Source organism: Alteromonas sp. P256 (genome assembly GCF_036864455.1).
GTDB lineage: Bacteria > Pseudomonadota > Gammaproteobacteria > Enterobacterales > Alteromonadaceae > Alteromonas.
In genome coordinates this window covers 313,863-325,814 of sequence record NZ_JAZETM010000002.1, presented here as the reverse complement: position 1 = coordinate 325,814, position 11,952 = coordinate 313,863, and the positions used below count along the sequence as shown (strand labels likewise).

Annotated in this window: 11 protein-coding genes; 7 read left to right on the top strand and 4 right to left on the bottom strand. The window is 45.4% G+C overall.

Going from position 1 to position 11,952, the window contains the following annotated elements; genetic code table 11:
• Positions 1 to 207 precede the first annotated feature (207 nt).
• The 4 genes from rplT to thrS form a co-directional block, all read right to left on the bottom strand.
• A complete protein-coding gene (rplT, locus tag V7R39_RS04770; RefSeq protein WP_071979225.1) occupies positions 208 to 564 on the bottom strand; it encodes a 50S ribosomal protein L20 in 357 nt (118 codons plus the stop codon).
• A gap of 18 nt (positions 565 to 582) precedes the next feature.
• The gene (gene rpmI, locus V7R39_RS04765; protein ID WP_032095095.1) at positions 583 to 780 is read right to left on the bottom strand and encodes a 50S ribosomal protein L35; all 198 of its coding nucleotides are present in this window, start codon (positions 778 to 780) and stop codon (positions 583 to 585) included.
• 117 nt (positions 781 to 897) lie between these two features.
• Complete coding sequence (infC, locus tag V7R39_RS04760; protein ID WP_287009097.1) at positions 898 to 1,452, bottom strand: translation initiation factor IF-3; 555 nt, start codon at positions 1,450 to 1,452, stop codon at positions 898 to 900.
• 98 nt (positions 1,453 to 1,550) lie between these two features.
• A complete protein-coding gene (gene thrS / locus V7R39_RS04755; protein WP_334028709.1) occupies positions 1,551 to 3,467 on the bottom strand; it encodes a threonine--tRNA ligase in 1,917 nt (638 codons plus the stop codon).
• A gap of 395 nt (positions 3,468 to 3,862) precedes the next feature.
• Here thrS and V7R39_RS04750 point away from each other — a divergent pair, with 395 nt between their 5' ends.
• The 7 genes from V7R39_RS04750 to V7R39_RS04720 all read left to right on the top strand — a co-directional run bounded on the left by V7R39_RS04750 (position 3,863) and on the right by V7R39_RS04720 (position 11,950).
• Positions 3,863 to 4,756, top strand: coding sequence for a fructosamine kinase family protein (locus tag V7R39_RS04750; RefSeq protein WP_334028707.1), 894 nt, complete (start codon positions 3,863 to 3,865; stop codon positions 4,754 to 4,756).
• Positions 4,757 to 4,779: 23 nt separating this feature from the next.
• A complete protein-coding gene (locus V7R39_RS04745; RefSeq protein ID WP_334028704.1) occupies positions 4,780 to 5,574 on the top strand; it encodes a pteridine reductase in 795 nt (264 codons plus the stop codon).
• 35 nt (positions 5,575 to 5,609) lie between these two features.
• Positions 5,610 to 6,722: a DUF3080 family protein gene (locus V7R39_RS04740; RefSeq protein ID WP_334028702.1), complete on the top strand. Its 1,113-nt coding sequence runs from the start codon at positions 5,610 to 5,612 to the stop codon at positions 6,720 to 6,722.
• A gap of 144 nt (positions 6,723 to 6,866) precedes the next feature.
• Positions 6,867 to 7,712, top strand: a complete 846-nt coding sequence (locus V7R39_RS04735) for a MurR/RpiR family transcriptional regulator (protein WP_334028699.1) — start codon at positions 6,867 to 6,869, stop codon at positions 7,710 to 7,712.
• Between the two features lie 193 nt (positions 7,713 to 7,905).
• Positions 7,906 to 9,132 (top strand): amidase, encoded by a 1,227-nt coding sequence (locus V7R39_RS04730; RefSeq protein ID WP_334028697.1) that lies wholly within the window; start codon positions 7,906 to 7,908, stop codon positions 9,130 to 9,132.
• 132 nt (positions 9,133 to 9,264) lie between these two features.
• Positions 9,265 to 10,851 carry a gamma-glutamyltransferase family protein gene (locus tag V7R39_RS04725; protein ID WP_334028695.1) on the top strand — a complete coding sequence of 529 codons (1,587 nt, stop codon included), beginning with the start codon at positions 9,265 to 9,267 and terminating at the stop codon, positions 10,849 to 10,851.
• A 280-nt stretch (positions 10,852 to 11,131) separates the two neighbouring features.
• Entirely contained in the window at positions 11,132 to 11,950 is an 819-nt protein-coding gene (locus V7R39_RS04720) for a sulfite exporter TauE/SafE family protein (RefSeq protein WP_334028692.1), read from the top strand.
• Positions 11,951 to 11,952 lie beyond the last annotated feature (2 nt).

Below are 11,952 nucleotides of genomic sequence, written 5' to 3'. Positions count from 1 at the left end.
CCTGGATAATAGGAAGTTTGAGTTTGGATATATTGGAGTTTAGGTGTATTAGAGTTTAGGTGTAATGGAGTTTAGGAGTTCACTAGCCTACAAGAGTAATTAACCTAATAAGCGTTTCAACTTCTAACGTAATTTCTTGTAGAAAAGAAAAAGGCGAGCATCCTGCTCGCCTTTCCCCGAAAGAACTTAAACTTAATTAGTTAATAATTAAGCTAATGCGCCTTTAGCCGCTTCGACTAATGCGCTAAAAGCTGCTTTGTCATGAACTGCGATGTCGGCAAGGATCTTACGATCAATCTCAACAGACGCTTTCTTCAAACCGTTAATGAAACGGCTGTATGACAAACCATTTTGACGTGACGCAGCATTAATACGTGCAATCCATAACTGACGGAATTGACGTTTACGCTGACGACGGTCGCGGTAAGCATATTGACCAGCTTTAGTTACAGCTTGTACCGCTACGCGATAAACTCGTGAACGAGCGCCGTAATACCCTTTTGCCTGCTTGAGGACTTTTTTGTGACGAGCACGTGCAATCGTGCCGCGTTTTACTCTAGCCATTCTTTAGTCTCCTAAGTCTTAAACGTACGGCAACATGCGCTGAACTAATTTAGTATCAGAATCATGAACCAATTTTTTGCCACGTAACTGGCGTTTACGCTTAGTACTCTTCTTAGTCAGAATGTGACGTAAGTGAGACTGCTTGCTTTTAAAGCGACCAGAGCCCGTTTTCTTGAAACGTTTGGCGGCACCGCTTACAGATTTCATTTTAGGCATTGCTAAAACTCCGCATTGTTTTGTATCGACGTGTTCAGCGTGCAGACGCTTAATTGTCGGTTAATGTTTGCAGCAAGGTGTTTCAGGGTGCAGATTCCTGAAAACTTTAGACCATTACTACTTCTTAGTTGGGGCGAGCACCATAATCATCTGGCGGCCTTCCACGCGACGTGGAAAAGATTCGCAGTTTGCGATCTCTTCTAAATCGGTTTTAACGCGATTTAGTAGGTCTATACCGATGTCTTGGTGCGCCATTTCACGTCCGCGGAAGCGAATTGTGACTTTGGCTTTATCACCACCTTCGAGAAAGCGACGCAGGTTGCGCAGTTTTACCTGGTAATCGCCTTCATCAGTGCCAGGGCGAAACTTAATCTCCTTGACCTGAATTTGCTTTTGTTTTTTCTTCTGCTCTTTCTGAGCTTTACTCTTTTCGAAGACGAACTTGCCATAGTCCATAACTTTACAGACTGGCGGCTCAGCATTCGGACTGATTTCTACAAGATCTAAGGCAGCTTCTTCCGCTAGCTGCGTTGCTTCAGCGAGTGAAACTACGCCAACCTGTTCTCCGTCTTTGCCAATTAAACGTACTTCTTTGGCTTTAATCTCATCGTTAATGCGGGCTTTGTCGCCCTGAGCCTTATTGTTAGCGCCTTTAATGTGGTATTCCTCCAAACATTCAATTCTCTCGTTTGTTTTTGTGATGCCGTATTCAGCATGAAATTTGAGTCAAAAACAAACTCCGGTGTGCATTATACACAAATTTTGCTCAACTACTTAATGGTCTTTGCCATAACTTCTTGTTGAGACATGGCAATAAAGTCTTCCAGGCTCATTTTGCCTAGGTCATCGCCGCGACGTGAGCGTACTGCTACTTCGCCCGATTCCATTTCTTTATCGCCTACTACTAGCATATATGGGATACGCTTAAGCGTGTGCTCACGGATTTTAAAGCCAATCTTCTCATTTCTCAAGTCAGACTTTGCTCTAAACCCTAAATCGTGCAGTTTTTTTACACAATCTTCTGCGTAATCTGCCTGTTTGTCAGTAATATTCATTACTACCACCTGTTGTGGTGCTAACCATAACGGGTAAAAACCGGCAAACTCTTCGGTAAGTATACCGATGAAACGCTCTAACGAACCCAAAATCGCTCTGTGGATCATTACAGGTACTTTGCGTTCGCCATCTTCAGCAACGTAAGTAGACCCTAAACGACCAGGCATAGAGAAATCGAGCTGCACAGTACCACATTGCCATGCTCTGTCTAGACAATCGTGTAAAGTAAATTCAATTTTAGGGCCGTAGAACGCACCTTCACCCGGTTGATATTCAAATTCAATATCATTGGCTTTTAATGCGTCAGCTAGTGCTGCTTCCGACTTATCCCAAATTTCATCAGCCCCTACTCGCTTTTCAGGTCGAGTAGACAATTTCACTGCTACTTTGTCGAAGCCAAATGCTGCGTAGGTCTCATACACCATTCTTATACAGCCGCTAACCTCTTCTAAGATCTGCTCTTCTGTACAAAAAATATGGGCATCGTCTTGCGTAAACCCACGAACTCGCATTAAACCGTGCAGCGCGCCTGATGGCTCGTTGCGGTGGCAACAACCAAATTCAGCCATACGCAGCGGTAAATCGCGGTAAGACTTAAGGCCTTGGTTAAATATTTGAACGTGACCTGGGCAGTTCATCGGTTTAACCGCGTACTCGCGCTTTTCCGACTCGGTAGTAAACATGTTTTCTGCGTACTTGTCCCAGTGTCCACTTTTTTCCCACAAGCTGCGGTCCATCATTAATGGGCCTTTCACTTCGTCGTAGTTATATTGGCGAAGTTTCGTGCGAATGAAGCTCTCTAACTCGGTGTATATAGACCAACCGTCATTGTGCCAAAACACCATACCTGGCGCTTCTTCTTGCCAATGGAATAAGTTTAGTGCTTTACCAATTTTGCGGTGGTCGCGCTTTTCAGCTTCTTCAAGTCGTTGTAAATACGACTTCAGTTGTTTTTTGTCTGCCCATGCTGTGCCGTAAATACGCTGCAACATTTTGTTATCGCTGTCGCCGCGCCAGTAAGCACCCGCCACTTTCATCAGCTTAAAGTGATGGCAAAACTTCATGTTTGGTACATGAGGGCCACGGCACATGTCGGTATATTCTTCGTGAATATACAGTGCTGGGCGGTCATCCTTGCTGATGTTCTCATCAAGAATTTCAATTTTGTAGTCTTCACCACGCTCTGCAAAGGCATCGCGAGCTTCTTGCCAACTGACTTTGTTTTTTACAACGTTGTAGTTTGTTTTGGCAAGCTCTAGCATACGCTTTTCAAGCTTGGCTAAGTCTTCCTGAGTCAGGCTTTCTTCCATATCAACATCGTAATAGAACCCGTTGTCGATAATTGGTCCAATGGCCATTTTCGTGTTTGGCCATAGCTGTTTAATGGCATGGCCTAACAAGTGAGCACAGCTGTGGCGAAGAATATCTAGGCCATCGTCGTCTTTTGCGGTAATAATTTGAAGCTGTGCGTCAGCATCAATCATGTCAACTGCGTCAACAAGCTCGCCGTTTACTTTTCCGGCAATCGTTGCTTTGGCTAAACCAGGGCCAATGTCGTTAGCAACGTCAAGTACAGAAACAGCGTTGTCGAAAGCGCGTTGGCTTCCATCAGGAAGGGTAATTACAGGCATGAATGTTCCTTTACAGTGGTGACGCCTACTCTGCGCCACTTGCATATTTAAAGTTTGAGCGTGGAATACGCTATTCGTATTTCTCCAACGTTCGTGTTTATCCCGCTTACACCATCAATTTTACGGCTGGCCATGTCACTCACAGACCGCAGCGTCAAAAGATTAAAGTAAAAGTTAAAAACAAAGCACAGCGTTGAATTATTAATATGTTTTCGATGGGCGATTATAACGAGTGTATGCACAACTTCAATGATGAAAACTGGTTTCATCAACTAATTGACATTCAATCGCTTAATTTAAGTGCTTCTCCTTAAAAACACTTGCCATTAACCGTGCATTTTTTGTGATTTGCTCCATACTTTAAACTCTGTTCAAAATATAACCACAGGTGTGTTATGTGGCATTTCATCAGCGAACATGTTTCTGAAGCAACAGGTCAATTTTTTCATTGCCAGCGCGCAGAGCCCGTAACGGGTGGCCATACTCACGCATGCTTTATTATCAAGGATGAAAGCCATCGATACTTTGTCAAAACACGGCTGTACGATGATACCCAGCAGCTATTTCATGAGGCTGAAGGGTTAGAAGCGCTATCACAAACCAACACAATTTTAGTGCCCAAGGTTATCTGCCACGGAGTTACCAAAAACGAAACACCCAATATGGAATATTTAGTATTGTGCCATTGCCGTTTTGTGACGCCTGATTTGAACAGCTATTTTGCGTTGGGAGAAAAGCTTGCGCAGCTGCATAGCGTAAATGCACATACAAGCTATGGTTGGCCACACGATAATTTTATTGGTTTAAGTGTTCAAACTAATGGGCGCGCGGCGTCTTGGGCAGATTTTTTTGCTGAACAGCGACTAGGTAGCATGCTTGAGCGCTTAGTTGCCAGCAATGTATGGCAAAAAAGTGATGGCAACGCCGATGATATTGTTGAATACGCTCGCAATGTGCTTAGCTTACACCAGCCCCACCCTTCGCTACTGCATGGAGACTTGTGGCAGGGTAATGTAGGCTTTACTGCGAAAGGCCCGGTAATTTACGACCCTGCTGTTTATGTGGGTGATGCAGAAACAGATCTGGCTATGGCCGAGTTGTTTGGTGGCTTCCCCGATATTTTTTTTAAAGGCTATAACAATACCTCCCCCATTGAAAAAAATTACATTCAAAGAAAACCAATCTATCAGCTTTACCATATTTTAAACCATGGGTTATTATTCGGCGCTCATTATATCGTTCAAGCAAAAGACATTATTAGCGATATTCAGCGTACGAAATACGCGTAGCGTAAATACAAAAGTGAGTTTTTATGGAAGACAACGGCCTTAATGCGTTTGCAGCCAACAATGTTTACAAGGAAAGCGTAACGCCTGTTGTATTGGTAACCGGCGCTGCAAAGCGCATCGGCGCGACAATAGCCCGTAGACTTCACGCAAGTGGATATTCAGTCATCATTCATTTCTCCACGTCTTCAAATGAGGCAAATGCCTTAGTTAACGAACTCAATCAATCTCGCGAAAATTCTGCTGCCTGCCTTCAGGGCGATCTACGCGACAAAGACAGCGTACAAAGCTTAGCTGAACAGTCAGTAGCCATTTGGGGGCGATTAGACTTACTGGTTAACAATGCATCGAGTTTTTATCCCACGCCCCTTGGCGAGATTACCGAAGACGACTGGTCATCATTGGTGGGTAGCAATGTGAAAGGCCCCTTATTTTTGTCTCAAGCATTAACACCAGCACTGACAAACAGTAAAGGCAGCATTATCAATATGATAGATATGCACATTGATAGGCCGCTGCCTAAACACAGCGTGTATTTATTGGCAAAAGCAGGATTAGCATCACTCACCCGCTCTATGGCGATAGATCTTGCACCAGAGGTGCGCGTAAACGGTATTGCGCCCGGCGCTATACTGTGGCCAGAGCGGGAGATGAACGAACAAGATAAAAAGCGTTTACTCGACAGCGTTCCACTTCGCCAACTTGGAAACCCAGAAGATATTGCAGAAACGCTGATGTTTCTTGTTTCTGCGCCTTATATAACAGGGCAAATTATCTATGTAGATGGAGGCCGAAGCCTTTATACCAGCGCTGAAATATAAAGCGAAGAACTCAATTAAAAAGAGACGCACAATCTATGATGAAGTTTCAACGTTTTACAAGCGCTAATTCTTTTGCACGCGCTTTGTTTTTTACAAGCGCTATGCCTTACACGCCAACTTTCGCATCGGCTTGGCGGTATGCGGTCGGTGCAATCGCCATCGTTTTGCTATCGGGGTGTTTTGGGCAAGAAACGGTAAAAGAGAGTCTTGACGATTATCAGGGCCGGCTTTCTCGAGTATTAGACACTCCATTGCCTGAGACGGTTGTGAAACCGCTGCCAAAACTGATAGACGGCTCGCAATTAAAATACAACATTGAAGGGCTGAGCATAAACCTACGGGAGTTCTACGCTATACAAGACTGTGAGCTTGGCCGAGTAGTTGCTGAAAGAAACACCTCCCTTGGCAAAAGCCAGCTGCCCTCTCAGCGCTTGGTATATGAGAGTAAGCTACTGTCTGTATTTTCAGCCTGTGAAAACTCACTGAGAGAGACTGACACAAAGCTTGCCGATACGCTGGCCGCTTGGAAGAAAGCAAAAGAGGCTGATTACACGCAAAGCTGGGCTAACCTTATTCAAACCAGTAAAGAGTTGCGTTTAGGTTTAAATAGCCCTGAGCGCCTTCTTGCCACTGAGAGCAATAAGGACGCGTTAGCGAGTATTAACAGCTTGTATTTTCTAGATGAGCTGTTAACCCCCGCGGCGTTAAGGAAAAGTATTGATAGCAGCGAGTTAGAAGCACAGCTTAAGATAATTCTTTCTTCGCGACTGCCGGCGAGTTTGTGGCAAACGCAGCAAACCCTTGCCACTATTTTACCAAAGCTGACAGAGTCTCTCGCCCCTCAACTCAATGCCATTGCTTGCCCAGAGGGACGCGCGAGTGATACTGCTAAAATTCTTCGCAATGTGTTTTATTTGTTTTTTATTGAAGAAATTCAGCCCGTGGGCAGTTTAGTAAACAACTACCACTACAAAATGATGCCGTTGTGGGAAAAGTGGCAAGACAACCCGGTGCTTCATAGCGCATTTAAGCGCTATATACACCAACAAGCTAACATAGGATTTGCTACTTACAGCAATGCTATGCAGGAACATGTTTCTATGTGGCAGCAGTTTTTAGGTCGCTGTAATTTATCGCCGGTGGCGTAAATGTTCTTTGAAGAGGGGCTTTACTCAATATACCGCAATACTCTGTGATAAATTGCATAAGCAATTGGAATCATGGAATACTCTTATCAAATCACTATTTCTAAAAAATGGCGTTAGCGCTGATGAGCTGTTGCAAAAAAGACCATGACTAAAAAAAGAGCGGATAAAAGCCAAAACGACGTTTTAGCGCAAATAGCACAGCATTATGCAACGCTGTCTCCCGCGGGTAAGGCAATAGCGCATTACCTTCAGAAAAATCCAATTGCAGTGCTATCGCAGTCAACATCGCTGATTGCGGAAAATGTAGGTACATCCAAAGCCACGGTAAGCCGGTTCTTTCGCCAGGTTGGCTTTGAATCCCACCAGCAAGCCAGAGCCTCGCTCACCACACTGCGAGAACAAGGCATACCTATTGCCTCAGATAACAATGAAAAACACCATTTCGATAGTGAGGTGCAAAACCTAGCGGCAAGTTTTGATGGTATCGCTGTTGAAGAGCTAAACTCTATCGCCACATTGCTGGCCAATGCTGGGCAAGTCACACTTATTGGGTTTCGAAACGCCTACCCTATTGCCCTTCACTTTCGCCAACAGTTAAAGCAAATACGAGCTTCAGTTCGAGTGCTTCCTCAGCCCGGACAGACACTCAGTGAAGATATTATCGACCTTACTAATAAAGATGTGGTGGTTTTATTTGGCTTTCGCCGTCGCACTCGCCAGTTCAAGTTTGTGCTCGAGAACATCAAGCACTGCAAAACCGTGTTGATTACCGATCCTACTGGTCAAGGCTATAAGCACTTTGTCGACCACCTTTTAGTATCGCATATTGGCAGTGATGCCCCCTTCGACAGCTATGCTGCGCCAATGAGTCTGGTTGCTACGCTGTGTAACTTAACGTATACCAAACTTGGCTTAACGGCCTCTAAGCGGGTTGATGCCATTACTGAAATTTACAAGCAAATGGATGAATTAGAAGACGCCGAGCGCTAAGAGGAAGCTCTCGCCTTTTTTATCACTCGCTTTTTTCTCTTTCGCTTTTCATCCCGCGCTCTTACAAAAAAGTGGCTTGAATAAGCACGTTGCAAATTACCTCAACTAGAATGCTGACTCAGCGCCGTAGGAACAATTGTTTCTCTTGACATTATTTTGAAACGATTGTTTCATAGGATATCGAAAAATTATAATGACTATACCGAAACACGCAGTGAATTCTCCTTTTGTATTAACGCCACCTATTAATGAAGAAAAATCTCAGTTCGCCCTAGAGGGTTCCTCTAAAGGTGCCCTTGAACATTTAGGGCTGGCAGTGAAAGACTTATTTCATATGGCTAACCTGCCAACAGGTGCAGGCAACCCTGACTATTTGAAGTCGCATGTAAAAGCTCATGAAAATAATACAATTGAGACGAACAACACAGTAAAGGCACTGCTCAACGCTGGCGCAGTGTTTAAAGGTAAAACAATTACCGATGAGCTTGCCTATAGCCTACACGGGCAAAACAAGCACTTTCCTGTGCTTACCAACCCTGCGACTGTCGAGCATATTCCCGGCGGGTCATCATCTGGCTCTGCGGTTGCGGTTAGTAGCAGACTAGCAGACATCGGTTTAGGCACCGACACCGGCGGCTCTATTCGAGTTCCTGCCAGTTATCAAGGGCTGTGGGGCATAAGAACAACCCACGGCATTATCGAGTGCGATAATATGGTCGCCTTGGCGCCTTCTTTCGATACCGTGGGTTGGATGACGCGAGACTTAGCCACCTTTGAATTGGTAAGCAAAGTGTGTATTCCAGCACACACCCAACGTGATATTACTGGCGAGCCTCGCTTTGGCATTGCTCTTAATTTGTTCGATAGTGCCCTTCACAAAGAGTTATGCAACGCATGGATAGAAGAAAACCTTCGTTCACACGTTAACACCAGGGATATCTTTTCTGACAAGCTCGACCTAGCTGCTATGAATACCGCTGCCACATTTAGAGTATTGCAAGGCAATGAAATTTGGCAGCAGCACGGTCAGTGGATAGAAAACGACAAACCAGATATTGCAGAAGATATTATGTCTCGCTTGTTGTGGTGTAAAACCATAACGGCCGAGCAAGTGGCCTTTGCAAAACTGCAGCAACACAAGCTGGTTACACACCTTGAAGTACTGTTTCAAGATATCGATGTGTTGGTAATACCCACTACGCCAGGCATTGCACCTCGATGTGATGCCGACAGTACCACATTGGCAAATGATAGAAATTCACTACTCGCGTTAACTTCTCTTGCGGGATTAGCCGGGCTACCACAGCTTCATTTGCCGTTATTTACGCTACACAATGCCCCCTGCGGATTATCGTTTGTAGGCAAAAAAGGCAACGATCTTGCGCTTTTAGCGTTAGCTAGGAGATTAGAGAGCCGTTAGCAAAGCATTACTCCATAAAAACTAACTTTGCTAACACAACAGGTACAAACACATAGCAACAAGTGCATGCACAATAAAAACTCACTATGTGAATGTCGAAGCACGCGATGCCTGAAATCAAAGGAAAGAATGATGACAAAAAAATCTAATATTGCATTTACCGCCCCGCATTTTGCGGCATCTCAGGTAGGTTTGAACATTTTGGAAAAGGGCGGAACGGCCATTGAAGCTATGGTTGCTGCAGCAGCGTCAATTGCCGTGGAATACCCTCATATGAACGGTCTTGGCGGCGACGGCTTTTGGCTTATTAGCGAGCCGGGTAAAGCACCGGTGGGCATTGATGCATCGGGCGTTGCAGCAAAAGGTGCCACGCCGTCATTTTATAAAAACTATGATGCTATTCCAAGTCGCGGCGGTATGTCTGCGCTCACAATGGCAGGCGCGGTAGCGGGCTGGAGCGAAGCACTAAAAATAAGTAAAGAGTGGCAAGGTGGCAAAGCAGGCCTTCCGCTTACCACCTTACTAGATACAGCCATAAGCCAAGCTAACTGGGGAATTGAAGTTACCCAAAGCTTAACTGATGCAAGCAACAAAACCTTTGATGACCTCGCCGGTGATGAAAATTTTGATCAATTTTTGATTAAAGGCAAGGCACTTAAAAAGGGGAAAATCCTTAAGCTAACCGCCTTATCAAAAACCCTCGCTCATTTGGCAGAAAAAGGCCTAGACGACTTTTACCACGGTGAGTTGGCGCAAAAGTTAGCCGCTGATTTAGAAGCAGCAGGTTCTCCTATTCGCTTAGAGGACTTTGAGAACTATAAGGCGCAGCGGGTAACCCCACTTCACGTTACTACGTCAAAAGGTAAGCTCTATAACTTACCGGCCCCAACCCAAGGTGTGGCATCGCTTATTATTTTAGCGCTTTACGATAAAGTACAGCACTTGGGCAGCAGCGATGCTGACATGGTGCACCTACTTATCGAATGTACCAAGCAAGCGTTTATTGCACGCAACAACAATGTGACCGACCCATCTCGAACGCCAGTTGATTTACAACAGCTACTTACAGATGAGTCGTTAAATGAAATGGCACACCATATTTCGTTAGATACAGCGCAACCTTGGCCTCATGTGGCTAAGCCTGGAGATACAATCTGGATGGGTTGCTGCGATAGTGAAGGCCGTATGGTGAGCTACATACAGTCGCTTTATTGGGAGTTTGGTTCGGGCATTGTAAGCCCGCAAACCGGCATTGTGTGGAATAACCGCGGAACTTCGTTTTCGCTCGACTCCTCTAGCAATCAATATTTAGCGCCAGGGCTAAAGCCATTTCATACACTAAACCCTGCGTTTGCTGAGCTGAGCGACGGTCGCCGCATGAGTTACGGCACTATGGGTGGTGAAGGTCAGCCTCAAACTCAAGCCGCGCTTTTCGCCCGCCACGTATACCACAATCAGCCAATCGACAAAGCGATATGGCTGGGTCGATGGTTATTAGGCCGCACCTGGGGTGATGAAAGCCATAATTTAAAAGCCGAGCGTGACCTTGTTGAATACGTAGGTGAAAGTTTAGTGGCTCGCGGCCACGACCTAGTGACCGTAGACCCTTGCAATGAATTAATGGGCCATGCTGGCGCTATTATTCGTCAAGAAACAGGTGACGTTACTGGGGCAAGCGATCCGCGCAGCGACGGCAAAGTCTATTTGGGCAATGTGTAGCGGTTATTTTTAGCAGTTATTTTTGGCCGCTGCTTAATACTTTTTTTCAAGGCCGTTACTAATAGCAGCATATTGTGCGGGCCTTTCAATGACCATTTATCCGGCACGCTACTCGGGCCTTTCAATGGCCATTTAACCGGCACGCTACTCGGACTTTTACCCAGCTTTTTTATAACAGCTCGGTATAGCGCAGCGACAAACGCACATCGGCATTAGCGCATAAAATTAAGCTCATAAAATTAAGCGCATAAAATTTAGATTAATAAGAGATAACACAAACATGCAGTTTTTAATGGATAACATAACGGTAATTTTATCGTTAATTGGCACCGGCGTTTTTGCCGGGTTACTAGCAGGGTTGCTCGGCGTTGGGGGCGGCATCGTTATTGTGCCTGTACTCTTTTTCTTGTTTCAGGCACTTGGTGTATCTTCAGAAAGCGCCATGGTTATTGCTACCGCTACCTCGTTAGCTACCATAGTGCCCACCTCGCTGAGCTCAATTAAAGCCCACCATGGCAAGGGCAATGTAGACTTTGCCCTGCTTAAATCATGGGCGCTGTTTATACTTGTTGGTGTTCTTGTGGGAAGCTATGCCGTTACCGCAGTTAACCCCACGTTATTAACGTTAATGTTTGGCGTTATCGCCACGTTATCGGCGATAAACATGCTAATTGGCAGAAAAGAGGCCTTATTCAACAGCCTACCAGGTAAGGGCGGACAATCAATCATGGCCACCTGCATCGGTTTATTTAGCTCTATGGTGGGTATTGGCGGTGGTACACTTACCGTACCAACCCTTACCTTTTGTAATTACCCCGCGCACAAAGCCGTAGGCACTGCCGCCGCTGTGGGGCTGATTATTTCACTGCCAGCGGCTATTACGCTGCTGTTTGTGGGCACAACACCACCTGATGCACCATTTGCAACCTACGGTTTCGTTAACCTGCTTGGCTTTGCCTGTATTGTGCCTCTTACCGTTCTTTTTGCGCCTATTGGTGCCAACATTGCCAGCAAGCTAGATGCTGGACTGCTCAAAAAAATATTTGCCGTCGTTCTCATCATTACAGGCCTGCGCATGCTTGCGCAGGTGCTCATTTAGGA

What these genes read in the sequence shown, in the direction of transcription:
- V7R39_RS04750 (WP_334028707.1), top strand. Translation starts at nt 3,863, where the DNA reads ATGTGGCATTTCATCAGCGAACATGTTTCTGAAGCAACAGGTCAATTT.
- V7R39_RS04740 (WP_334028702.1), top strand. Translation starts at nt 5,610, where the DNA reads ATGATGAAGTTTCAACGTTTTACAAGCGCTAATTCTTTTGCACGCGCT.
- thrS (WP_334028709.1), bottom strand. Translation starts at nt 3,467, where the DNA reads ATGCCTGTAATTACCCTTCCTGATGGAAGCCAACGCGCTTTCGACAAC.
- V7R39_RS04730 (WP_334028697.1), top strand. Translation starts at nt 7,906, where the DNA reads ATGACTATACCGAAACACGCAGTGAATTCTCCTTTTGTATTAACGCCA.
- rplT (WP_071979225.1), bottom strand. Translation starts at nt 564, where the DNA reads ATGGCTAGAGTAAAACGCGGCACGATTGCACGTGCTCGTCACAAAAAA.
- V7R39_RS04720 (WP_334028692.1), top strand. Translation starts at nt 11,132, where the DNA reads ATGCAGTTTTTAATGGATAACATAACGGTAATTTTATCGTTAATTGGC.
- V7R39_RS04735 (WP_334028699.1), top strand. Translation starts at nt 6,867, where the DNA reads ATGACTAAAAAAAGAGCGGATAAAAGCCAAAACGACGTTTTAGCGCAA.
- rpmI (WP_032095095.1), bottom strand. Translation starts at nt 780, where the DNA reads ATGCCTAAAATGAAATCTGTAAGCGGTGCCGCCAAACGTTTCAAGAAA.
- V7R39_RS04725 (WP_334028695.1), top strand. Translation starts at nt 9,265, where the DNA reads ATGACAAAAAAATCTAATATTGCATTTACCGCCCCGCATTTTGCGGCA.
- V7R39_RS04745 (WP_334028704.1), top strand. Translation starts at nt 4,780, where the DNA reads ATGGAAGACAACGGCCTTAATGCGTTTGCAGCCAACAATGTTTACAAG.